A 21,564-nucleotide genomic window follows, 5' to 3' on the forward strand; every position below is an offset into this window, starting at 1 on the left:
GTCCGGACCTGCCCAGGGTCGCTCACCGCAACGCCGGCATACAATCCCAGGCCGGTATCCGGGCTGACGAGCGGGACGAAGCACGCGTTCGTACCGGGCAGGCCGCCTTCCCATGCCTGAAGGCACAGTGGCGTCGTGGCTGCCTTGACTCGATCACCGTTGCGGGAGCAGCGTCGGATTGGCACCGACTTCCCGTTTAACCCCGCCGAAACGCAGGGCACCTGAGAGGGGGCATAAACTAGCAATGGCTGTCTGGAGCGTCAACGTGGTTTGACGATGCTGATCGACTACCATCGTTTCGTTGATGCCAAACAGTTAAACCCCCACCCGGGGACGGGCAGGGGCAAGCTTCAGTGAAACACTATGCCTTGCAAGAGTTCGGCAACCTCAGGAGGCGTCTGACTGGTGGACGCGGCGTAGTGCGTCGACTGTCGCTTCGCTGTCACCGGACCAGTCCAGGTCGACCGAAGCGGTTTCCTGCTGGGCACGATGGGATGTGTCAGTATGATTGGTGCGCTCCAGCGCTTCGCCCATGGCAGCACTCTGACCGCCTCCGACATTGATAGCAGTTTGAACGCTAGCAGCGTTGGTTGCTTGAGCCGGCTGAGATGCCGTCGGCTGGTTGAGACGTTCGAATGCCTGTTCCTGGGCCGCGCTATTGGCGCTGGCAGTCAACGGTAGGACGATGGCCAGAGTCGCGGCAGCGACTGCATTGAGTGAAAACAGCTTTTTCATGAATCCTCCTTAAGAGCAAGCTTAAATTTAGCATGCTAACGATGTGGAGGGATTATTAGGCCAACCGGCCAGTTACGCAAATAGCGTAAGACTAAAGTCGTAATAGCTTGGATTGATTTCAATAATCTGACGATTTCGTTGCAATGAGGTAAGGCTCCCATCGACCCGGCAAGTGCCGGACTGATGGGAGTAAGCTAGACCACCGAATGCATCGAGCCGTGCTCCAACGCTGCCTGATGCCACGACAATGCCTTTTCCAAACAGTGTGGGGTCTGACCGCCGCGTCGGCAGGCTTCCCTGAAGTAGGCGCGCAGCGCCGGGCGATAGTAGGGATCGGCGCAGTTCTCGATAATCTCGACGGCGCGCCGCGCCAGCGCCACGTCCTTGGCCTCGCCGGCGCGGGTGAAACCGCTCATGCCTACCGTCATGCCATTCTGAATCAGCGCCGCTGCGTCTTCCGCCGACATGACCCGGTCGCGCCAGCCCTTGACCTTTGTCGCATGAGGTATAGGCGCGAAGCGTGCGGCGTAGCGGCCAAATGTCACCAACGTATGCAGGACGACGTAGTGTGGATCATGGTTGTTGGTCGTCTTCCCGGTCTTCGCCCTGTTTCTCCTCCCTTGCCTTGCGCATCTGCTCGTCGAGATTGAGCTGATTGCGATTGTAGGGGCGGATCATCGCGACGCGTTCCTCGTCGACGATGCATAGACGGGGCTTGATAGGTAGCTGGAGAAGACGCTGTATCTCCTGCTCGTCTTCCATCAGGTGCAGGAGGTTGTCATACAGGCGCTTGCGTACCCAAGGCGGCATGTCCTGTGGCTTGCGGTGCAGGCGCACATGGCTGAACAGTCCCTTGAACAGCTTCATACGGCCTCCCCTATCGCTGGAACGGCAGAAGGGCAAACGTCACGACGATCAGGCCCAAAGACATCAGAATGAGGTGCAGCCCGCGGGTACGGTCCCGGGCGGCCTGTTCGTTGGCGGCAAAGTACCAACGGTAAACGATATCGTAGCTGCCCGACATTATGTCATGCATCCGTGCGGCGATGACCTCGTCGCTCGTGTCGCCCTGTTCTCTGAGCTTGTTCTCCGCCTCGACCAGTTCCTTCAGGTCGGGGGGATCGACATAAATGAAGCCCCGTTCCAGGTTGATGATGAAGGCTGCGCCGGAGAGCAGTAGAACGACGCTGATGAAGAACAGCACGCCGATGGCCAGGTTGACCGGGTAGTTCCAATGTTCCAGATGATAGTGGGTGGCCAGCGTCGAGAGATTGAAAACGGTGAAAGCCAGCGCCGAGACCGGCGTCGCGACGCTGCTGCGGATCTGTTCGCGGCGGTCACGCTGGGATTGATACAGGTCCCGCATGACCTCGAAGCGTAGGCGTACTGGATCCACGGGCAGTCCTCCGTGTCGCTCATGATTCCCTGTCAATTAGAAGGCAACGTAGCGCAATGACCAGTAACTGCAAGCGCCTGAAGCGTCGGCAGCTATATGCCTGCTGGCAATGAATGACCGCCTCCTCTCATGCGACTCGAGGGGCGGCTTTGGAACTCAGATGGTGCCTTTCGCCGCCGTGACGACGATCTCCAGCAAGGTGTCTTCGCCCAGGTCGGCAACGCCTACGGTGGCCCGTGCCGGCAGGTGTTCGGGACCGAACCAGGCCGTCCAGACATCGTTCATGGCTTTCTTGAGGCCCAGGTCGGACACATAGACGGTGGCCGAGACGACTCGGGTACGGTCGAGTCCGGCCTCGCTCAGGTAGGCGTCGAGCTTATCCAGTACCTGGCGCGTCTGGCCGGCCATGTCCTGTGACATGTCATCGGCGGCGATGCCGCCGAAGAAAACGAAGCCGTTGGCTTCGACGGCACGGTGCATGATGGGAGTCTTCAGGTAGCGCCGAGTCATGGGGAGGCCTCGTCAATGGGGGAAGACGTACGCTATCAGGCGCTCCCCGTCAGCAATAATGCCAACTCAGGCCAAAGTCATGCCGGAATGTTATGGACCGCCTGGCCCTGCGTATCCAATCGCTGGCGAAACAGGCCGATGAAGGCCTGGGTCAGTTGGGAACACGGTTGGTCGCGGGGCGTCAGCAGGGCGACATCCTCGCCCAGCGCAAAGTCCAGTGGGCGCAGCGCCAGTCCGTCTGTGCCGAAGGCGCGGGCATTGATCGGGTCAAGTATGGCAATGCCCTGACCGCGGCGCACCAGGCGAGTCGCCTGCAGGGCAAGCGAGACCTCGAAATAATGCTTGGGCTGTACGCTCTCTTGCTCGAACAAGCGGTCGAGCGTCATGCGTAGTGGGTCATGTGTCTCGAAGCGAATCAGTGCCTGATCCTGGAAATCCTGCAGCCCGATGACCGGTTTGTCGGCCAAGGGATGCCACGCCGGCATGACACACAGGCTCTCGAGGCGGAAGGTCTCCTGAGCGACCCGTTCATCGCCCTCGGCGACGATGGCGAAGCCTACGTCGCAGCGTTGGGTGATGACCTCGTCGATCACCTGCGCGGAGCGGTAGGTGCTCAGCTCCAGGCTGGCATCGGGATGGTCGGTGGCGAACTCGGCCAGCACGTCGGGAATGAACGTCATGCCCAGCAGCGGCATGGCGCTGATGCGTAGCCCGCCTACTTCGCGCTCGCGGATGCGGCGCGCCGTTTCCCGCAGGTGATCGGTGCCGGTCCACACTCGGGCCACTTCACGATAGAAAATGCGCGCCTCGGGCGTGGGTACCAGGCGGCCACGCACCCGTTCGAAGAGGGTGAAACCGACATCGTGCTCGAGCTGCTTGAGCAGGCGGGTGACGCCGGGCTGGGCGGTGAGCATGCGCTGGGCGGCGCCGGTCACGGTGCCGCTTTCCATGACGTGCTTGAAGGCTTGGACCTGACGGTCACTGAGACGTGGCAAAGGCATAACATCTAAGCATCGGATAGCGAAGAAATGGTATTGGAGCTTATATCCTGTCGCTGGGTATCGTCGAGGGGCGTTTCACGGCATAGGTGATGGCATGCGGCAGGACTTTCTCATCGTGGGCGGCGGCGTGGTCGGCATGGCGACAGCTTACGGGTTGGCGCGGGCCGGGCAGCGGGTCACCGTGCTCGACGAAAGCGACGATGCCTTGCGCGCATCACGCGGCAATGCCGGGTTGACCTGGGTTCAGGGCAAGGGTGTGGGTATGCCGCGCTACGCCGAACTGAGCCTGGATGCCGTTCAGGCCTGGCCCGCCTTTGCCGAAGAGCTGCAGGCACGGACCGGCGTCGATCTGCAATATGAGCAGCGCGGCGGTGTAGACCTTTGCCTCGATGCCGACGAGGCGGCGACCCGACAGGCCGAGTACCGGACACTGCAGCAAGTCTCGCCGCGCCTGGCCCGGGAATTCGAATGGCAATATTTGCGTCGCGACGCACTGACCGAGCACCTGCCGGGGCTTGGCGAACGCGTCCATGGCGGCACCTGGTCGCCCCACGACGGACATTGCAACCCTCTCTACCTGCTGCGTGCGCTCTACGCTGCGAGCCTGGCGTTGGGCGTTACGCTCCAGCCGGCCACGCCGGTATCGAGCGTGGCGCGCCGTGAGGGACGCTTCGTGGCGACGACGCCCAAAGGAGCGGTCGAGGCGGAGCGTATCGTCATCGCGGCAGGACTCGGCGCACGAAAACTGGCGCCCATGCTGGGGCTGTCGGGCGAGGTTCGCCCGCTGCGCGGCCAGATCATCGTCACCGAACGTCTGCCGCTGATCGCCCAGTTACCTACCCCACAGGTTCGCCAGACGGCCAGCGGCGGCTACCTGATCGGCGATACCCACGAGGACGCCGGCTTCGACAAGAGTGTCACCCCGGACATGATGCACGCCCTGGCCGCCAAGGCGGTGCGCATCTTTCCGCGTCTGGCCCGGGCGCGCCTGGTTCGTGCCTGGGGAGCCCTACGCGTCATGACGCCGGATGGCAATCCGCTGTATGAAGCCTCCACGACCTGCCCGGGAGCCTACAACGTCAACTGCCATAGCGGGATTACCCTGGCTGCTTTTCATGCCGGCGAGCTGGCGCAGGCGATCCTCGATGATCGTCTGGCCAGGGATTTTCCGCAGTTTTCAGGAGAACGCTTCGATGTTCCGGCGTAGCGAACGGGCCTGTCAGGCGGCACGCCAGGTGCAGGTGAGGGTGGATGGCGTGACCATGTCGGTGCCCGACACGCTGAGCGTGGCGGCCGCTGTACTGCAAGTCCATGGCTGGCAGGGGTATCGGCGCCACCATGACGGCAGTTCACGCGCGCCGCTGTGCCTGATGGGGGTATGCCATGAGTGTCTGATCACCATCGATGGCCAACCCAACCGCCAGGGCTGCCTGGTGCCGGTGGCCGAAGGCATGCATATCGAGCGGCAGGGGGGCGAGCGTCATGACTGAGCTTCGGCGCGCCGATGTCGCTATCGTCGGTGCCGGGCCGGCGGGCATGGCCGCCGCCGTACGTCTGGCAGAGGCCGGGTTGCGTCCCGTGGTATTCGATCTTAATGCCACGCCGGGCGGGCAGGTTTACCGTCAGCTCGGCGATCCTCAGGTCGATGCCGTGGTGATGGGCGAGGACTATCTGCGTGGCCGCACGCTGGTCGAGACCTTCACCCGGGCCGATATCGACTACCGGCCTCTAAGCCGCGTGTGGTGGCTCGGCCGAGAAAGCACCGGCTATGCCTTGGGTGTGATAACACAGCAGGGCGCACAGTCCTGGCACGTCGACCGATTGATCCTGGCCAGTGGCGCCATGGAGCGCGGCTGGCCGTTTTCCGGTTGGCAATTGCCCGGTGTGATGACCGCCGGAGCGGCGCAGATCCTGCTCAAGCAAGGGGCGCTTGTGCCCTGCACCTCAGCGGTGTTGGCGGGCAGTGGTCCGCTGCTCTACCTATTGGCCTGGCAGTACCTGCGGGCGGGCCAGCCACCTGCATTGGTGCTGGATCTCGCCCCCGAGTCAGGCTATCGCGCATTGCTGCGCCAGCCGCTGAATGCCTGGCGCGGACGCGGATATCTGCTCAAGGGCCTGCGCATGGTCGCTGCCCTCCGGCGCGCCGGCATCCCCGTACTGCAGGGCGTCGATGGGTTGCAGGCCGAAGGCGAGAACGCGGTGGAGCGCGTTCGCTATCGTCATCGCGGTAGCTGGAAGACGCTGCCGGCATCGCTCTTGCTGACCCATTTCGGTGTGGTGCCCGAGCCGCAACTGGCCCGCAGTCTCAATCTGCCTCACGGCTGGGAGACGGGGCAGCAGAGTTTTCTGCCCTCACGCAGCGAGACGCTGGCTGCCGACGAACGACTATGGATAGCGGGTGACGGCGGTGGCATCGGAGGGGCGCTCAATGCCGAGCGCGAAGGATGCTTGGCGGCGCTGGACGTTTTAGCGTCGCTCGACATCGAAACGCCCGATGCCCTGGGATGGGAGCGTCAGGCGCTGCAGCATGCTCGCCACCGTGACCTGGAGGCACGCCGTCTGCTGGAAACCCTGTTCCGGCTGCCCGTGGACTGGCTCGACCTCCAGCCCGAAGACACGCTGATCTGCCGCTGCGAAAGCGTTTCGCGCGGCGAGGTCGAACACGCCATTGCCCAGGGTGCGGCCGGACCCAACCAGTTGAAGGCGTTCACGCGCTGCGGCATGGGTCCCTGCCAGGGTCGTCAATGCGGTGAGAGTATTGCCCGCCTACTGGCGCGGCGCACGTCTCAGCCCCTGGATACCATCGGTTACTACCACATCCGGCCGCCAGTTCATTCGGTCACCCTCGGCGAACTGGCGTCACAGCAGGATACATAACCAGAACCACGCATGGATGCCGCGACACGCTCACGAACCACAACAAGATGTGAGGAAACGACGATGCGAAAGACACTGCTAACCACTGCCCTGTCCCTGGCCGCTGTGCTGGGTCATGCCGCTCAGGCCGACGAACCCCTGCGTATCGGCGTGGACATTCCCTACGCGCCCTACCAGTACAAACTGCCCGACGGTACCATCACCGGTTTCGAAGTCGAGCTGGTCGGTGCGGCATGCGAACAGATGCAGCGCCAGTGCGAGTGGGTCGAGCAGGCCTGGGACGGCATCATTCCCGGCCTGCTGGCGCGCAAGTACGACCTGATTGCGTCCTCGATGAACATTACCGAGGATCGGGCCCGGCAGGTGCTGTTTTCCGACCCCTACTTCCAGGTGCCATCGGTCTGGGTCGGCCAGGATGGGAAGTCATGGAACCCCTCCGAGGGCGACCTGGCCGGCGCTGCCATAGGCGTCCAGCAGGGCACCATCCAGGACGAGTACGTCACGCAGTTCTACCCCGAGGCGGACATTCGTCGTTATGGGGATTCGGGGGCCGTGGTCAACGACATGAAAGCGCAGCGCCTGGATCTGGTGTTCACCGCTTTCCCCTTGGCCCAGGAAACGCTACTCGACGACCCGCGCTTCTCCCGTGTCGGCGAGCTGGTGACCGGTCCCGAGTCGATCTACGGTCCGGGTATCGGTGCGGCCTTTCGTCAGCGCGACTCCGCACTGGCCGAAGAATTCAATGCAGCGATGGCCAAGGTCAAGGCAAACGGCACCTACGACTCGCTGCACGAGCAGTACTTCGGCGAGTGAAGCAAACAGGTGCGTTCGGCGGGGCCCGCGGGGCCCCGTCGTCGTTTTAAGGCGATCCGGCGCAGGCCTGGTCGGCAAGATATCCGGCCATGACCGGAGCGTGGTTTCGGTATAGTGTCTGTACTGCATTCATCCACGACAAGAATCAGGAGCTTTCCATGGATCTAGGTATCGCCGGCCGTTGGGCCGTGATCGGGGCAGCTAGCCGGGGGCTGGGAAAGGGCTGCGCCAGTGCCCTGGCGAAGGAGGGCGTCAATCTGGTGCTCAATGCGCGCGGCGTCGAGGCGCTGGAAGACACGGCGGATCAGTTGCGCGCGGAGAATCCCGGCATCGAAGTCCATACCGTGGCTGGCGACATCGGCAGCCCCGAGGTTCGTGAGGAGATCCTGGCGGCCTGTCCGCAGGTGGATATCCTGGTCAATAACAATGGTGGACCGCCGCCTGGCGACTTTCGCGAGTGGACGCGCGACGACTGGCTGAGTGCCGTGGACGCCAATATGATCACGCCGATCGAGCTGATCAAGGCGACGGTGGACGACATGGCCTCGCGGGGCTATGGCCGGGTCATCAACATCACCTCCGGCGCGGTGAAAGCGCCCATCGACGTCCTGGGACTCTCCAATGGGGCGCGCAGCGGCCTGACGGGCTTCATCGCCGGGCTGGCCCGCCAGCCGCGACTGGCCGGCAATAACGTGACCATCAACAATCTGCTGCCGGGGCCGTTCGATACCGAACGCCTGCACAAGACGCTGGAAGGCGCTGCCCAGGCCTCCGGTAAGGATGTCGAGGCAATTCGCGACCAGCGCCGCCAAGGTATCCCGGCGCAGCGCTTCGGGAGTGCCGACGAGTTCGGCGCGTTTTGCGCCTTCCTGTGCAGCATGCATGCCGGGTACATGACCGGACAGAACATCCTGCTGGATGGGGGCAGCTATCCCGGCACGTTCTAGGGGCGTGCCAGGATCGGCGTAGCAAAGCGATAGCGGCGCCATCCAGGCGCCGCACTCCACAGTATCAGCGCCAGGCGTCGCCGTGGGGGTACTGGTGGGCTTCGAGCGAGGCGGCATGCATGGTGATGCTGTAGCCGGGCGCCTCGGGAACCAGGTAATGTCCGCGCCGGATGCGTACCGGGTCGACGAAATGCTCGTGCAAATGGTCGACGTACTCGAGCAGGCGACCCTCCAGCGAGGCCGATACGCAGATATAGTCGAACAGCGAGATATGCTGCGTGTATTCGCAGAGTCCGACCCCGCCGCCATGCGGGCAGATCGGTACGCCGAACTTGGCCGCCATCAATACCACCAGCAGCACCTCGTTCAATCCGCCCAGGCGGGCGGCGTCGAGCTGGCAGTAATCGATGGCACCGGCCTGGAACAGCTGTTTGAACATCACCCGATTGTGGCAGTGTTCGCCGGTGGCCACGCCGATCGGCGCGACGCGACGGCGAATCTCGGCATGCCCGAGAATATCATCGGGGCTGGTGGGCTCCTCGATCCACAGCGGCGCGAACTCGGCCAGGTTGCGCACGTTGGCGATGGCCTCGTCGATGTCCCAGACCTGATTGGCATCGATCATCAACGAGCGCTGCCAGCCAATCTCCTCGCGCAGAATCTGAGCGCGTCGCCGGTCCTCTGCCAGGTCGCCACCGACCTTCTGCTTGAAGTGCTCCCAGCCTTCCGCCAAGGCTTCCTGGGCCAGGTGGCGCATCTTCTCTTCGCTGTAGCCGAGCCAGCCCGCCGAGGTGGTGTAGCCCGGGTAGCCGTTCTCGCGCATCTCCCGCTCGCGCTCGCCACGGGTATCGGCGTGCCGCCGTAGCAGGGCGATGGCCTCCTGTGGCGTGAGCACGTCCGTGACGAAGCGAAAATCGAGACAGTTGACCAGTGCTTCTGGCGACATGTCGGCAAGCAGTTTCCAGATCGGCTTGCCTTCGCGCTTGGCCCACAGGTCCCAGACCGCATTGATGATCGCCGCTGCCGCCAGGTGAATGACGCCCTTTTCGGGGCCCAGCCAGCGCAACTGGCTGTCGCCGCTGGTCAGGTCGCGCCAGAACCGGCCCATGTGGGCGGTGATGGTGTCCAGGTCCTGGCCGACGATGCGTGACGCCAGCGCTTCCACGGCAGCCACGCAGACCTCGTTGCCGCGTCCGATGGTGAAGGTCAGGCCGTGACCGGCAAGGCCATCGCCGGCATCGGTGGACAAAATGACGTAAGTCGCCGAGTAGTCCGGCGCGGCGTTCATGGCATCCGACCCGTCCAGGTGGCGCGAGGTGGGGAAGCGAGTATCGCGGGCTTCCAGGTGAGTGATGATGGGCATGGCGGCTCTTCCGGGTCCGGTGGGTGGTCCAAGCGTGATGATAGGGAACGACTCTAGAGGAGAGGCTAGCGCTCTGAGCAATAACCGACCAATCGATTTTTTATTCCCTTGATCGAATTAGGTTATCGGAATGGCAGGGAGACTTTTTGTGCCCTTTTTGTTGAACTTTGCGTGCAAAAGTCATTATATGGAGTCAGGTTTTCTTGACCGTGACGAGGCATCCATGCAACTCATTCACCACTCGCCGGCTGTCATTCGCTTGCACGCCAATGACAACGTGGGGGTAGCTACCCGCGCTCTGGCGGAATCCACCCCTGTCGACGATGCGGGGCACCTGGCCCGGCAGAACGTCGATGCCGGGCATAAGGTCGCGCTGATCGATATCGCCAGCGGCGAGGACATCGTCAAGTATGGCCAGGTCATTGGCCGGGCCAGCCGCGACATCGCCCTGGGTGAGCATGTCCATACGCATAACGTCGCGATGCTGGAGCGAGACACCTCGTTGGAGGGCTTTCGTGCAGCGTCGCCGACGCCTGTGATCGCGAGCGACAGGACCTTCAATGGCTATCATCGCGCCGATGGGCAGGTCGGGACGCGCAACTATATCGGCATTCTCTCTACGGTGAACTGCTCTGCGACCGTGGCAAAGGTGGCGGCCGAGACGCTCAACGCGTCCGAAGAGATTCGTCAGTTGGGCTACGACGGCGTTGTTCCTGTGACGCACGGTTCTGGGTGCGCGATGAATAGCGAGTCGGAGGGGTTTGCCTTTCTGGAGCGCGTCATTGCCGGTTACGCTCGTCACCCCAACTTTGCCTTCGTACTGATCATCGGGCTCGGCTGCGAGACCAACCAGGTCAAGCAATTGGTCGAGAAATCGGGGCTGTCGGATAGTTCGCGCATCCGCTATTTCAACATCCAGGATGCCGGCGGCACCCGGGCCAGCATTGGCTTGGCCCGTGACAAGATACTCGAGATGGCGCGCAGCTACGGCGCTGCCGAGCGCAAGCCGGCGCCGCTGAGCCACCTGAGCGTGGCCCTGCAATGCGGCGGCTCCGATGGCTACTCGGGCATCACGGCCAATCCCGCGTTGGGCCACGCGGCCGACCTGATCGTCAGGCACGGCGGCAGCGTCATTCTCAGCGAGACGCCAGAGATCTATGGTGCCGAGCATCTGCTGCTGGACCGGGCCATCGACGAGCGGGTGGCCGCCAAGCTGCTGGAGCGCATCGCCTGGTGGAAGCATTACACCGAGATCAATGGCGCCGAACTGAATAACAACCCGTCGCCCGGCAACAAGGCCGGCGGCTTGACCACCATTCTCGAGAAGTCTCTGGGGGCCGTGGCCAAGGGCGGCGCCAGCAGCCTCAACGATGTGCTGGAGTATGCCGAGCCACGCCGGGTCGCCGGCTTCAACTTCATGGACAGCCCGGGCTATGATCCGGTGTCGGTGACCGGGCAGATCGCGTCGGGTGCCAATGTGGTCTGTTTCACTACCGGGCGTGGTTCGGTCTCCGGCTTCAAGCCCTCGCCATGCCTCAAACTCGCGACCAATACGCACATGTACGAGAAGATGCAGGAAGACATGGACATCAACTGCGGGGTCATCGTCGACGGTCAGGCCAGCGTCGAGGAAGTCGGTGTCGAGATATTCGAGCGGATCGTCGCCGTGGCGTCGGGTGAGCTGAGTGCCAGCGAATCACTGGGCTACGGCAGCAACGAGTTCGTGCCGTGGATGGTAGGGGCAGTGACCTGATCGTCTGCCTGACGCAGCGCGCACAACAGGCGAACCGTATCCTAACGGGAGTTGCATGACCAAGACCTTGCAGGAACAGCTTTACCAGGCATTGACCAACAGCATCGAGAAGGGGCATCTGGAGCCCGGCCTGGTATTGCTCGAGGGCAGCATCGCCAAGGTGTTCGGCATGAGCCGCTCGCCGGTGCGTCAAACGTTGGGGCGGCTACACGAAGAAGGGGCGATCAGTCGCTTCGAGGGGCGTGGCTACCTGGTGGGGCGACACCCGGGCGATGCCATCCGACGCACCCTGACGGCAGGGGACTTTCGGGTAGCCGGTGGACGGGCCGCCATCGAGCGCAAGGATGCCTGGCGTTCGATGGCGGAAACGGTGGAGCGCGATGTCGTACTGTGCTCGATGAAGGGACGGCTCGAACTCAACGAGCTGCAACTGGCCAAGACGCTCGAGGTCAGCCGGACCGTGACGCACCGGATCCTGCTGCACCTGCAGTCGTTGGGGGTCGTGGAGAAGGCCAAGTACACTAGCTGGAGCGTGGTTCCTCTCGATGAGTCACGTCTTCATCACCTCTATGAAGCGCGCCTGCAGCTCGAGCCGTTCATGATCGGCCAGGCAAGCCAGGTCATGTCCGAAGTGGAAATCGCACGGTTTCTCGAACGCCTCGACGACGCGGCGCGACAATACCCCAACGTGCCGGGGGCAACTCTCGATGCGCTCGAGAACGACCTGCACCATGAGGCGATTGCCCGCGGGGGGAATCCGGAAATCCTGGGGATGCTACGCCGGACACGCCCCATCCTGCTGGTCAGTAAGCACTTGCTGGGCGCACTGTTCGACATGCCGGCGGAGGATCCTTTCTTCGACGAACACCGCACCGTCTTCGAGAAGATGCTTGCCCGCCGGCCGGACCAGGCCGGGCGGGCCCTGCATTCACACCTGGCGCGTTCGGAAGGCAAGGTGCAGGCGCGGCTGGCGGCGTTTCGTGAGGTTGCACAGGTCGATCTGCCTGCCTACCTGCGTTGGGACGACAGGGACTGAATGCCTCGTTTAGCCCCACATGAGGGCTATTCCAACAGCGCGTTGCGGCGGCGCAGCTCGCGAATCAGGCCGCTGTGATCGAGATCGCCATCGCCATGCTCGACCATGGCCTGGAACAGCGCATCGACCAGCCGGGTCACCGGCAGATCGAGCTGCAGGGAGTCGGACAGTGCCATGGCCGTGGAGGTATCCTTGTGCTGCCACTTGGCAGGGCCGCCGGGTTGGAAGTCGCCGTCCAGCATGCGCTGACCGTGGGCACGCAGGATGGTGGAATCGGCGAAGCCGCCCATCAGTGCCTCACGAACCTTGATGGGGTCGGCCCCGCCGCGCTCGGCCAATAGCAGGGCCTCTGCCACCGTGGCGATGGTATTGCCCACGATCATCTGATTGGCGAGCTTGGCCAGTTCGCCACTGCCCGCCGGGCCCACGTGCACCGGATTGCCCAGGTGGGCCAGCACGGGGCGAAGGGCATCGAAGGTAGCCGGCTCGCCGCCGACCATGATCGCCAGCGTGCCGTCGATGGCGCCTTTCTCACCCCCGGAGACCGGGGCGTCCAGATAGTGGATGCCGCGTTTTTCGGCCTCGTCGGCCTGATGTCTGGCGTTCTCCACCGGAATCGAACTCATTACGATCAGGGTGCTTCCCGGCGTCATGGCATCGAGCACCGCATCGTCGCCAAGCAGAATGTCATCGCACACCTGCCCGGAGCTCAGCATGACGATGACAACGTCCGCACTCCGAACCGCCTGGGTGGGCGCGTCGCATACCGACACTCCTTCGGTCTCGAGTGGGGCTGCCTTGTCGCGGCTACGGTTCCAGACCCGTACGACGTAGCCGGCACGGGCCAGCCTGACGGCCATGGGGGCGCCCATGATGCCGGTGCCGAGCAGGCCAATGGTGACATTGGTAGTCATGAGCGGTCTCCTGAAAATTCACCTCGTCAGCCCAGCGAGACACTACCCCGCAGGGACGAATCGCTGATGGCCTTCTGCAAGTCCGCAACCACGTCCTCCGGCAAGGGAATGCCATCGCGGAGATAGTCGGCACGTCTGCGCAGGCCCGACTGGCCGGGCAGACGTACCGGCTGCTGCGGGTCGATCTGGCCGGCATTGAAGCAGCGGCGGGCAAGATGATCGGTTTCGTCGAGAAAGGCGTCGGTGCCACCGAAGCGTGCGGGATCGATGACCATGACCATCACCGACGCCCCCCAGCCGGTGGGGACATCCTTGCGGCCGAAGCCGCTGAGCGCGGAGGTCAGCGCCTCGACCATCAGCCCGAGCGCGAAGCCCTTGTGGCCGAACTCCATACCGCCCAGTGGCAGGATGCTGCCGCCCGGGAAGAAGTCCTCGGGGTCGTCGCTCACCGTGCCCTGGGCCGTCAGGATGGCCGGATGATCGAGCTTCTGCCCCGCCGCGCGCGCCTTGTTGACGCTGCCATTGGTGACGGTCGACATGCTGACATCGATCAGGATCGGCTGTTCGCGGCCGGGAATGCCAATGGCCAGCGGATTGGGGGTGTAGACCCGCTCGGTGCCGCCGAAGGGCGCCACCGAGGCGACCGCCGGATCCGAGGTCATGATGATCGGGACCAGATTCTCCTCGACCAGCGGCGCCAGATAGGACGCCAGGCAGGCGATATGGTGCGAACGCTTGAGGCTGACGATCCCGATACCGTAGCCCTTGGCGGCCTCGCGGCAGTGGTCCAGCGCACGCTGGACCAGGTAGGGCCCGAGCAGGTAGTTGCCATCGAACAAGGCAGCCACCGGGCTGCTCTGTTCGATAACCAGGCGCTGCGGGTCGCCGCAGGCGTGGCCGGCCTTGAGGTCGTTCAGGTAACCGTTGGCCAGCTTCACGCCATGGGTATGATGACCGAGCAGATCGCCTTCGACCAGGATACGGGCCGTCGTCTCGGCGACGTTGCGGGCGGCGCCGTTCTCCTCGAAAAGCGTGACCAGCCACTCGTTGAGCTGGTCGGCAGGGTAGCGTGTCATGATGACCTCGGCGTGTGATTGTTATGGGGCGTCCTGTAACGCTGATAGAGGCGTACCAGCAGCGGAGAACACCAGATCAGGATGACCAGCGCGCCCAGCGAGGCACTGATCGGACGCGAGAAGAAACTCAGCAGATCGCCATTGGACTTGAGCATCGAACTCATGAAGCTGTTTTCCAGCGTGGTGCCCAGCACCAGGCCGAGAATCGCCGGCGCCATGGGAAAGTCGCAGCGCGCCAGGATGTAGGCCACGACACCGACGAGCAGCATGATCCAGACATCGGTAATCGAGTTGTTGATCGAGAATGCCCCGACGATGCAGAAACACAGAATGATCGGCATCAGGATCTTGCGCGGGGTCAGGATGAAGACCTTCGAGGACTTGATGGCCAGATAGCCGATCGGGAGCATGATCAGGTTGGCGACGAAGAACACCACGAACAGCGAGTACACCAGGCCACTGCCTTCCATGAAGATCGTCGGCCCGGGGTTCATCCCTTTCATGTACAGCACGCCGATCACGATGGCGGTAATCGAGTCACCAGGAATGCCGAACACCAGCGCAGGTACCCAGGCACCGCTGATGCCCGAATTATTGGCGGAGCTGGCGTCGACGATCCCTTCGATGTGACCTGTGCCGTAAGCCGCCTTGTCCTTCGAGCGGCTCTTGCCGGCGGCATAGGCGATCCATGCCGCGATATCCGCGCCTGCGCCGGGCAGCGCGCCGATCAGGGTGCCGATCGAACTGCCGCGCAGCATGTTGCGCCAGTACTTCTTCACATGGGTGGGGACCTGCCCGAACACCTTGTCCTTGCTGAGGGCCGGCGGGTTACGGGTTTCGATGCGTGAGCCATAGAAGCTCATTATCTCGTTGAGTGCGAACATGCCGATCATTACCGGGATGAAATTGATCCCGGCCATCAGATCGGGAATGCCAAAGGTGAAGCGCGGCGCTCCGCTCATCATGTCCAGACCCACGGTGGACAGCAGCAGGCCGATCATCAGCGAAAGAAACGCTTTGGTCTTGGAACCAACGGAGATGAAGATCGAGCTGCTCAACCCCAACAGCGCCAGCCAGAAGTACTCATAGGAACTGAACTTCAGCGCGACCTCTGCTAGCGAAGGCGAGACGAAGACCAGGATGACGGTCCCGAACAGGCCGCCGAATACCGAGCAGACCAGATTGGTGCCCAGCGTTTCCCGGGCGCGTCCCTTCTTTGCCAACTGCGAGGATTCGCCGACGTAGGCGGCCGACGCCGGTGTGCCGGGGATGTTCAGGTAGGTGCCGGGAATGTCGCCGGCAAAGATAGCCATGGCCGATGTGGTGACGATCGCTGCGATCGCCGGCGTCGGGTCCATGTAGAAGGTGATCGGCACCAGCAGCGCCACGGCCATGGTCGCCGTCAGGCCGGGCACGGCGCCGACGAAGATGCCGAACGCCGCCGCGGCGAGAATCACCAGCATCGTCTGGCCGTTGAAGACGAGCTGAAGCCCTTGGAGCAATGCATCCATGAGTTAACCCCCTACGCTCATCAGCCCTTCGGGAAGGGGGATCAACAGGTAGCGTGAGAAAATGAAATAGATGACCAGGGATGCCGCCACGGAGACACCCAGTGCCAGAAGCCATGGCGTTTTGCGCACCAGCATCAGTACGAACATCATGGCGGTCAGACTGATAGCGGTCCCCAGGTAATCGCTGCCCAGGATATAGAACACGATCAGGGCGCAGGGGAGCAGGGAAACCAGAATGGCCTGGTAGTCGATACTCCAGGCGACGCGGCCTTCACTGGCGCGCTGCCGCAGCGTCGGAAACTGGGTGGCTGCCAGCACCAGGCCACCCAGAAAAAACCCTCCCCCGATGAGGGAGGGAAACAGAGACGGGCCGAACTGTAGGCTGGGCATCGTGGGATATTGTCGGGCGACATAGATCGTGACGATGCCTGCCACCATGAAACACAGCCCCAGAATTATGTCTTTCATGGGCAAGCCCTATTATTTTTTCAGACCGATGCTTTCGATGATGTTGCCGTATTCCTGGTCCATTTCGCCCATCATCGTTTCGAAGTCCTCGGCATTGCGCCACTCCGTGCCGAAGCCCTGCTTGGACATGAAACCCTGATAGGTCTCGCTGTTGTAGGCCGCTTCCAATGCTTGTTCGAGCTTGTCGACGATTTCCTGATCCATCCCCTTGGGTCCGGCGATGCCGCGCCACTCACCGATGGTGTAGTCGCTGCCGATGGCTTCCTTGACGGTGGGCACATCGGGGAAGCTGTCCAGCCGTTCGGGGGCCATGATGCCCAGGCTTTGCGCCTTGCCGGCCTCGATCATGGAGCGGGCTTCGGGGACCGAGCTGGGGACGATGTCGATGCCGCCGGAAACGAGCTCGGTCATGGCCGGTGCCGCCCCTTGGCTGGGGATCCATGTCACCTTGTTGGGCTCGATGCCCTGGTCGAGCAGGAAACCCGCGAAGGCCAGATGCCAGACGCCGCCGAGACCGGTACCGGAAGCGTTATAGGTGCCGGCCGGCTGCTCCTTGATGGAGCTGAGCAACTGATCCAGCGAATCGAAGGGGGCATCTTCGGCAACCTGAACGCCCGAGTAGTCGAAATTGATCTGGCCGATCGGGGTGAAATCCTTGTAGGTCAGGTCGGTCAGGCCCAACCAATGCATCATGTTGGTTTCGCCGGTAATCAGGCCGAGGGTGTAGCCATCGGGCTTGGCCGTGGAGATCGCCGTGTGACCGACGACACCGCTGCCCCCGGTACGGTTGACGACGTTGATCGTCTGGCCGAGTTCTTCTTCCAGCGCACTGGCAATGGTGCGTGCCGTGGCATCGGTGCCACCACCGGCGGCCCAGGGAACGATGATGGTGATCGGCTTTTCGGGGTACTCGGCGAAGGCCGCGCCGGATAGCGCCAGGAGGAGGGCGGCGGCTGTGCCTTTGAGTACGGTCTTGTGGTTGCGGTCTGTCATGGAGGCGTCCTCGTTATTGTAGAAATGAAACAGTGCGCAGTCTCACCCTAGTTCGAAATGGATATTGCGCGCAATATTCATTATTGGTAGACATTGGTCTACTGCCTGCACATGGCGTCGTACGCTTTCCATCAGGTCAGGCGCGTAGGGTGCAGCGTCCTTGCTGCAGTCATTAGGCCGCAACGTCCTGTTCGAGCCGTCTTGCAACTGAGCCGCATGACGCGGCGAGGCGCTATTTGGCCTCGTAAACTTCCAGCAGCATGTTCAGGAAATCTTCCCGAGTGGCGGGTCTCGGATTGGTCGCAGTGGAGTGATCCTCGACGGCCCATTGGGCGGCCTGGTCGAGCTGCTCCCGTGTCACTCCCAATTCGGCCAGGCTGCCCGGTAGCTCCAGTTCCCGATGAAGCGCCTCGAAAGCCGCAGCAACGTCAGCGTCCGGGGCAAGCCCCATGGCGGCGCGCAGCTGGACATACTTCTCCTCGCAGGCGGGCGCGTTGTAGCGCAGTACGGCTGGCAGCAGCAGAGAGTTGAGCGTGCCGTGGTGCAGCTTGAGCGAATGAAAGCCGCCAAGGGCATGTGAGAGGGAATGCACGGCCCCCAGGCCCTTCTGAAAGGCGAGCGCACCTTCCACGGCCGCCATCATCATCTCGCTGCGTGCCTGGAGATCATCGCCATGGCGAAAAGCGGTACGAAGATGGTCCGTGGCACGCCGCAGCCCATCCAGGGCGATGGCCTCGGCAGGCGGATTGATGCGCGGGCTAAGATAGGTTTCCACGCAGTGCGCGATCGCATCCATGCCTGTCGCTGCAGTCAGCCAGGGAGGTAGCGACAGCGTCATGCCAGGATCGCAAATGGCGACCGAGGGGATCAGGTGCGGCGAAATGAACCCCAGCTTGCGCTGGTCGCGCATGGAAATCAGCGCTCCGCGCCCCACTTCGCTGCCAGTGCCCGCCGTGGTGGGAATGGCAATGAGCGGCAGCGTATCGGCAGTGATGCGTGACGCACCGCCTTCGATCAAGGCGTACTGGCGCAGTGGGGCGGCATGGGTAGCCAGTAGCGACACCCCTTTCGCCAGGTCGATGCTTGATCCGCCGCCCACCGCCACGATGCCATCGCAGCCATGTTGATGGAACAGTGCCAGTGCCGCCTCCACGGCGTCCTCGGTCGGGTTGGGCGGGGTCTCGTCGTAGACAGGCAGCCGGCTCGGGTCGGGAATGGCTCGTTTGACCCGCTCGATGAGCCCGCTTTGCACGAGCCCCCTGTCGGTGACGAGGAGTGGGGCAGTGACGCCCAGTTGGGCGAGTTCGTCGGCAAGGCTATCGAGGGCCTCTTCGCCGAATACGATCTTGGTCAGGTAGTTGATTACGGTTGGCATGCATCGCTCCGTCACCCGGCCTGCGGGCATTATTCTTTATTCTACGACCTGCCCAGTGAATACTGAGTGGATCCGTCCAGCTCAAGGCTATGGCGATAATGCAATTACAATCCAATCGAAGTTTGTGCCATTGTGATTCCCTTGAGTTATCGTTGCCCCGTCTCCGGAACCCATCATGGATAAGCTTTCCACGTTACACTTGTGCGGCTGGTTGCGGTTCAAGCACTTGATACTACTTACCTATCTGGCCGAAAGCCGCAATATGCACGTCGCGGCACGCGCCATGCATCTCAGTCAGCCGGCGGCCAGCAAGATGCTCAAGGACCTCGAGGACTACTTCGGTTTTGCGTTGTTCGAGCGGCTGCCTCGCGCCATGCACCCAACCGAACTGGGCGAGCAGGTCATCCGTCACGCGCGGATCCTGCTCAACGACGCCGAGCGCTTGGTCGACGACATCAATGATCTGAGAGAGGGGGGATACGGCCACCTGCTGATTGGTGCGATCGCGGCGGCTGCTCCGGAGATCCTGCCGGCCGCTATCGCCTGCCTGAAACGGCGTCGGCCTCGGCTGTCGGTCAGCCTGCAGGAGCAGACCAGCGACCGGCTGCTGCTGGATTTGGAGCACAAACGCCTCGATCTGGTCATCGGACGGCTGACCCACGTCAGTCAGCACAACCTGTTCGACTTCGAGCCGCTGCTCGACGAGCCGTTGCGGGTCGTGGTCCGTCGAGACCATCCCCTGGCCGTACAGAATAAGGTGCCGGGGCTGGCCGAGCTCAGTCGCTGGCCCTGGGTGCTGCATCCCTTGAGCAGTCCCATGCGAGGCGTATTCGAGGCGGCACTGGCCGAGGAGGGCGTCCCGACGCCGACCAATATCGTCGAGACGACATCCATCCAGGCGACCCTGCAATTGCTTCAAACTTCGGACTCGTTGGCGGTGTTGCCGCGTTCGGTGTTACGTCGCCCCTTGGAAGGCGGTCAGTATGTCACCTTGAATCGCGTCATCGGCAAGCCATTGGACTACTACGGCATCGTCAGTCGACGCGGCGAGATGCTTCCACCGGCGGCTCAGGAACTCATCGGCTATCTTCGTGAAGAGGCGCGAAAGGACAGTCACCCACGCAGGGATGACGAAGTTGTCGCAAGCGTTTTGTGACGTTTTTTTCACAAAAAAACGACACGTACGTTTCACTAACGCGCTACTCTTTGTGCGGCTTTGCCGGCAGATATCGAATCTGTCGCTCAACGTTCAGCAGTCGACGCCAGGAAGGCGACACGTTACGTATCAAGGATGACCATGCTCCTTCATGTCGTACTCATTCCCAAGCGAACCATCATGCTGACGCACCGTTGCCCGAGTGGCTGGTGGCGACAGCCGCTACGATGACGATCCCAAGGACGAGTGGATCGTGACGCGGCACAGTTACCCCGAAGAGGCCGAAGCGGAAGCCGAAAAACTCAACACGGAAGAGGACTGGCTCAAGCATCGCGCCACGGCGCCGATAACTGAGTCAAGACGCCACGGGAGAACAGCATGCCCAAGTCTATCTATCGCGTCCGGACGGTTCGTCATCCGGCCGCACCCGAAGGTCAGTATTACGAAGTCTATAATCAGCGCACCGGCAAAGCGGCGGGTGCCTATGCCTCCTTTCTAGAAGCCAGCGATGAAGTCCTGCTGCGCAACCGCCTTCAGCGTCGTCCGCTCCAGACAACGGCTTTTGCCTAATCGCCTTTGATGCCGGAGGCTGACTGCCAAACACTCCGATTCATGGAGTGCCGGGCCATGCCTCTCTAGCCGGCTACACTGGTCTCACGCGACGGGCATTCCGCCCGGTATCGCGGTGTTCATGAAAAGGAGGCGTCATGAAGGCAATCACCTATGGCCGCTACGGTGAGCCCGGTGACATTCTCGAGCTGACCGAGCAACCCATGCCCAAGGTGCCGCCGGGCGAGGTGTGCATACGTGTGCGTAGCGTGGCGGTCAACCCGGTCGACTGGAAGATCATGGGCGGACACCTCGACGAGGTCATGCCGACGTTCTTCCCGGTAATTCCCGGCTGGGACGTGGCCGGTGTCGTCGAGTCGGTAGGTTTCGATACGCCACAGTTCCAACCCGGCGACGAGGTCATCGCCTATGCACGCAAGGATTTCGTGCATGGCGGCACGTTTGCCGAATTCACATCCGTGCCAGCGCGCGCCGTGGCGCGCAAGCCGGCTACGCTCGACTGGGACCAGGCAGCCGGGCTGCCGCTGGCCGGACTCACCGCTTACCAGTTGTTGACGCGCCTTGAGCTTTCACAGGACGACACCGTACTGGTGCATGCCGCCGCAGGCGGTGTCGGCAGCTTCGCAGTCCAGATTGCGCGTAGCCAGGGGGCGCGGGTCATCGGCACGGCCTCCGAGAAAAATCACGACTACCTGCGCGAACTGGGCGCCGAGCCGGTGACTTACGGCGAGGGCCTGGCCGAGCGCGTCCGTGAACTGGCCCCAGACGGCGTCGATCTGGCTGTGGATTTCGTGGGCGGTGTTCTCGACGTGACCCGCACGGTACTACGCGATGGCGGCCGGCATGGTTCGATCGTCGACCCGTCCGTGACCGAGGCCGGAGGCCTGTGGGCGTGGGTACACCCTGATGGCGAGGATCTTCAGGCGCTGGCCGATCTGGTCGATCAGGGAAAAGTGACCGTCAACGTGGCCGAGACCTTCCCGCTGGAACAAGCCGCCGAGGCCTTTCGGCTCAACCAGGGCGGCCATGTACGTGGAAAGGTCGTGGTTCGTGTCAGCCGCTGACGGCAC

The 21,564-nt window shown here is 62.7% G+C and carries 23 protein-coding genes and 1 riboswitch; of the genes, 10 read left to right on the top strand and 13 right to left on the bottom strand.

Going from position 1 to position 21,564, the window contains the following annotated elements; genetic code table 11:
* Nucleotides 1-31 precede the first annotated feature (31 nt).
* Nucleotides 32-240, bottom strand: a riboswitch (cobalamin riboswitch).
* A gap of 147 nt (nucleotides 241-387) precedes the next feature.
* The 6 genes from MHM84_RS08880 to MHM84_RS08905 form a co-directional block, all read right to left on the bottom strand.
* Nucleotides 388-735, bottom strand: coding sequence for a hypothetical protein (locus tag MHM84_RS08880; RefSeq protein WP_239265012.1), 348 nt, complete (start codon nucleotides 733-735; stop codon nucleotides 388-390).
* Nucleotides 736-929: 194 nt separating this feature from the next.
* A complete protein-coding gene (locus tag MHM84_RS08885; protein WP_239265014.1) occupies nucleotides 930-1,202 on the bottom strand; it encodes a hypothetical protein in 273 nt (90 codons plus the stop codon).
* A gap of 106 nt (nucleotides 1,203-1,308) precedes the next feature.
* Nucleotides 1,309-1,602 (bottom strand): hypothetical protein, encoded by a 294-nt coding sequence (locus MHM84_RS08890; RefSeq protein WP_239265016.1) that lies wholly within the window; start codon nucleotides 1,600-1,602, stop codon nucleotides 1,309-1,311.
* A gap of 10 nt (nucleotides 1,603-1,612) precedes the next feature.
* Nucleotides 1,613-2,131 carry a hypothetical protein gene (locus MHM84_RS08895; protein ID WP_239265018.1) on the bottom strand — a complete coding sequence of 173 codons (519 nt, stop codon included), beginning with the start codon at nucleotides 2,129-2,131 and terminating at the stop codon, nucleotides 1,613-1,615.
* Between the two features lie 156 nt (nucleotides 2,132-2,287).
* Entirely contained in the window at nucleotides 2,288-2,641 is a 354-nt protein-coding gene (locus MHM84_RS08900) for a RidA family protein (protein WP_239265020.1), read from the bottom strand.
* A 77-nt stretch (nucleotides 2,642-2,718) separates the two neighbouring features.
* Entirely contained in the window at nucleotides 2,719-3,642 is a 924-nt protein-coding gene (locus MHM84_RS08905) for a LysR substrate-binding domain-containing protein (RefSeq protein ID WP_239265023.1), read from the bottom strand.
* A gap of 94 nt (nucleotides 3,643-3,736) precedes the next feature.
* Here MHM84_RS08905 and MHM84_RS08910 point away from each other — a divergent pair, with 94 nt between their 5' ends.
* The 5 genes from MHM84_RS08910 to MHM84_RS08930 all read left to right on the top strand — a co-directional run bounded on the left by MHM84_RS08910 (nucleotide 3,737) and on the right by MHM84_RS08930 (nucleotide 8,279).
* The gene (locus MHM84_RS08910; protein WP_239265026.1) at nucleotides 3,737-4,849 is read left to right on the top strand and encodes an FAD-dependent oxidoreductase; all 1,113 of its coding nucleotides are present in this window, start codon (nucleotides 3,737-3,739) and stop codon (nucleotides 4,847-4,849) included.
* Complete coding sequence (locus MHM84_RS08915; RefSeq protein ID WP_239265028.1) at nucleotides 4,836-5,132, top strand: (2Fe-2S)-binding protein; 297 nt, start codon at nucleotides 4,836-4,838, stop codon at nucleotides 5,130-5,132. The genes MHM84_RS08910 and MHM84_RS08915 overlap by 14 nt, the downstream gene beginning before the upstream one ends.
* Complete coding sequence (locus tag MHM84_RS08920) at nucleotides 5,125-6,519, top strand: NAD(P)/FAD-dependent oxidoreductase (RefSeq protein WP_239265030.1); 1,395 nt, start codon at nucleotides 5,125-5,127, stop codon at nucleotides 6,517-6,519. The genes MHM84_RS08915 and MHM84_RS08920 overlap by 8 nt, the downstream gene beginning before the upstream one ends.
* A 63-nt stretch (nucleotides 6,520-6,582) precedes the next feature.
* Nucleotides 6,583-7,332: a transporter substrate-binding domain-containing protein gene (locus tag MHM84_RS08925; RefSeq protein WP_239265033.1), complete on the top strand. Its 750-nt coding sequence runs from the start codon at nucleotides 6,583-6,585 to the stop codon at nucleotides 7,330-7,332.
* Between the two features lie 158 nt (nucleotides 7,333-7,490).
* Nucleotides 7,491-8,279 (top strand): SDR family oxidoreductase, encoded by a 789-nt coding sequence (locus MHM84_RS08930; RefSeq protein WP_239265035.1) that lies wholly within the window; start codon nucleotides 7,491-7,493, stop codon nucleotides 8,277-8,279.
* Nucleotides 8,280-8,343: 64 nt separating this feature from the next.
* Here MHM84_RS08930 and MHM84_RS08935 read toward each other — a convergent pair whose 3' ends face one another.
* Nucleotides 8,344-9,642 carry an L-fuconate dehydratase gene (locus tag MHM84_RS08935; protein ID WP_239265037.1) on the bottom strand — a complete coding sequence of 433 codons (1,299 nt, stop codon included), beginning with the start codon at nucleotides 9,640-9,642 and terminating at the stop codon, nucleotides 8,344-8,346.
* Nucleotides 9,643-9,865: 223 nt separating this feature from the next.
* Here MHM84_RS08935 and MHM84_RS08940 point away from each other — a divergent pair, with 223 nt between their 5' ends.
* On the top strand, nucleotides 9,866-11,395 hold the full coding sequence (locus tag MHM84_RS08940; RefSeq protein ID WP_239265039.1) for an altronate dehydratase family protein: 1,530 nt from the start codon (nucleotides 9,866-9,868) through the stop codon (nucleotides 11,393-11,395).
* 55 nt (nucleotides 11,396-11,450) lie between these two features.
* Entirely contained in the window at nucleotides 11,451-12,431 is a 981-nt protein-coding gene (locus MHM84_RS08945; RefSeq protein WP_239265041.1) for a GntR family transcriptional regulator, read from the top strand.
* A gap of 26 nt (nucleotides 12,432-12,457) precedes the next feature.
* Here the strand turns inward: MHM84_RS08945 and MHM84_RS08950 are convergent, their stop codons facing one another.
* From MHM84_RS08950 to MHM84_RS08975, 6 genes are all read right to left on the bottom strand, one after another.
* Nucleotides 12,458-13,345 (bottom strand): NAD(P)-dependent oxidoreductase, encoded by an 888-nt coding sequence (locus tag MHM84_RS08950; RefSeq protein WP_239265043.1) that lies wholly within the window; start codon nucleotides 13,343-13,345, stop codon nucleotides 12,458-12,460.
* Between the two features lie 26 nt (nucleotides 13,346-13,371).
* Nucleotides 13,372-14,421, bottom strand: a complete 1,050-nt coding sequence (locus MHM84_RS08955; RefSeq protein ID WP_239265045.1) for an Ldh family oxidoreductase — start codon at nucleotides 14,419-14,421, stop codon at nucleotides 13,372-13,374.
* A complete protein-coding gene (locus tag MHM84_RS08960; RefSeq protein WP_239265047.1) occupies nucleotides 14,418-15,932 on the bottom strand; it encodes a tripartite tricarboxylate transporter permease in 1,515 nt (504 codons plus the stop codon). The genes MHM84_RS08955 and MHM84_RS08960 overlap by 4 nt, the downstream gene beginning before the upstream one ends.
* A gap of 3 nt (nucleotides 15,933-15,935) precedes the next feature.
* A complete protein-coding gene (locus MHM84_RS08965) occupies nucleotides 15,936-16,400 on the bottom strand; it encodes a tripartite tricarboxylate transporter TctB family protein (protein WP_239265050.1) in 465 nt (154 codons plus the stop codon).
* A 12-nt stretch (nucleotides 16,401-16,412) separates the two neighbouring features.
* A complete protein-coding gene (locus MHM84_RS08970; protein WP_239265052.1) occupies nucleotides 16,413-17,393 on the bottom strand; it encodes a tripartite tricarboxylate transporter substrate binding protein in 981 nt (326 codons plus the stop codon).
* Nucleotides 17,394-17,625: 232 nt separating this feature from the next.
* On the bottom strand, nucleotides 17,626-18,768 hold the full coding sequence (locus MHM84_RS08975; RefSeq protein WP_239265054.1) for an iron-containing alcohol dehydrogenase: 1,143 nt from the start codon (nucleotides 18,766-18,768) through the stop codon (nucleotides 17,626-17,628).
* 175 nt (nucleotides 18,769-18,943) lie between these two features.
* Between MHM84_RS08975 and MHM84_RS08980 the strand changes: the two genes are divergently transcribed.
* The 3 genes from MHM84_RS08980 to MHM84_RS08990 all read left to right on the top strand — a co-directional run bounded on the left by MHM84_RS08980 (nucleotide 18,944) and on the right by MHM84_RS08990 (nucleotide 21,558).
* Entirely contained in the window at nucleotides 18,944-19,924 is a 981-nt protein-coding gene (locus MHM84_RS08980) for a LysR substrate-binding domain-containing protein (RefSeq protein WP_239265056.1), read from the top strand.
* A gap of 378 nt (nucleotides 19,925-20,302) precedes the next feature.
* On the top strand, nucleotides 20,303-20,494 hold the full coding sequence (locus MHM84_RS08985) for a hypothetical protein (RefSeq protein ID WP_239265058.1): 192 nt from the start codon (nucleotides 20,303-20,305) through the stop codon (nucleotides 20,492-20,494).
* Between the two features lie 137 nt (nucleotides 20,495-20,631).
* Nucleotides 20,632-21,558, top strand: a complete 927-nt coding sequence (locus MHM84_RS08990; protein ID WP_239265060.1) for an NADP-dependent oxidoreductase — start codon at nucleotides 20,632-20,634, stop codon at nucleotides 21,556-21,558.
* Nucleotides 21,559-21,564 lie beyond the last annotated feature (6 nt).

The organism is Halomonas sp. McH1-25 (assembly GCF_022348165.1).
GTDB lineage: Bacteria > Pseudomonadota > Gammaproteobacteria > Pseudomonadales > Halomonadaceae > Modicisalibacter.

Coding starts and splice junctions, on each gene's coding strand:
- MHM84_RS08880 (WP_239265012.1), bottom strand. CDS start 735: ATGAAAAAGCTGTTTTCACTCAATGCAGTCGCTGCCGCGACTCTGGCC.
- MHM84_RS08885 (WP_239265014.1), bottom strand. CDS start 1,202: ATGTCGGCGGAAGACGCAGCGGCGCTGATTCAGAATGGCATGACGGTA.
- MHM84_RS08890 (WP_239265016.1), bottom strand. CDS start 1,602: ATGAAGCTGTTCAAGGGACTGTTCAGCCATGTGCGCCTGCACCGCAAG.
- MHM84_RS08900 (WP_239265020.1), bottom strand. CDS start 2,641: ATGACTCGGCGCTACCTGAAGACTCCCATCATGCACCGTGCCGTCGAA.
- MHM84_RS08905 (WP_239265023.1), bottom strand. CDS start 3,642: ATGCCTTTGCCACGTCTCAGTGACCGTCAGGTCCAAGCCTTCAAGCAC.
- MHM84_RS08910 (WP_239265026.1), top strand. CDS start 3,737: ATGCGGCAGGACTTTCTCATCGTGGGCGGCGGCGTGGTCGGCATGGCG.
- MHM84_RS08915 (WP_239265028.1), top strand. CDS start 4,836: ATGTTCCGGCGTAGCGAACGGGCCTGTCAGGCGGCACGCCAGGTGCAG.
- MHM84_RS08920 (WP_239265030.1), top strand. CDS start 5,125: ATGACTGAGCTTCGGCGCGCCGATGTCGCTATCGTCGGTGCCGGGCCG.
- MHM84_RS08925 (WP_239265033.1), top strand. CDS start 6,583: ATGCGAAAGACACTGCTAACCACTGCCCTGTCCCTGGCCGCTGTGCTG.
- MHM84_RS08930 (WP_239265035.1), top strand. CDS start 7,491: ATGGATCTAGGTATCGCCGGCCGTTGGGCCGTGATCGGGGCAGCTAGC.
- MHM84_RS08935 (WP_239265037.1), bottom strand. CDS start 9,642: ATGCCCATCATCACTCACCTGGAAGCCCGCGATACTCGCTTCCCCACC.
- MHM84_RS08940 (WP_239265039.1), top strand. CDS start 9,866: ATGCAACTCATTCACCACTCGCCGGCTGTCATTCGCTTGCACGCCAAT.
- MHM84_RS08945 (WP_239265041.1), top strand. CDS start 11,451: ATGACCAAGACCTTGCAGGAACAGCTTTACCAGGCATTGACCAACAGC.
- MHM84_RS08950 (WP_239265043.1), bottom strand. CDS start 13,345: ATGACTACCAATGTCACCATTGGCCTGCTCGGCACCGGCATCATGGGC.
- MHM84_RS08955 (WP_239265045.1), bottom strand. CDS start 14,421: ATGACACGCTACCCTGCCGACCAGCTCAACGAGTGGCTGGTCACGCTT.
- MHM84_RS08960 (WP_239265047.1), bottom strand. CDS start 15,932: ATGGATGCATTGCTCCAAGGGCTTCAGCTCGTCTTCAACGGCCAGACG.
- MHM84_RS08965 (WP_239265050.1), bottom strand. CDS start 16,400: ATGAAAGACATAATTCTGGGGCTGTGTTTCATGGTGGCAGGCATCGTC.
- MHM84_RS08970 (WP_239265052.1), bottom strand. CDS start 17,393: ATGACAGACCGCAACCACAAGACCGTACTCAAAGGCACAGCCGCCGCC.
- MHM84_RS08975 (WP_239265054.1), bottom strand. CDS start 18,768: ATGCCAACCGTAATCAACTACCTGACCAAGATCGTATTCGGCGAAGAG.
- MHM84_RS08980 (WP_239265056.1), top strand. CDS start 18,944: ATGGATAAGCTTTCCACGTTACACTTGTGCGGCTGGTTGCGGTTCAAG.
- MHM84_RS08985 (WP_239265058.1), top strand. CDS start 20,303: ATGCCCAAGTCTATCTATCGCGTCCGGACGGTTCGTCATCCGGCCGCA.
- MHM84_RS08990 (WP_239265060.1), top strand. CDS start 20,632: ATGAAGGCAATCACCTATGGCCGCTACGGTGAGCCCGGTGACATTCTC.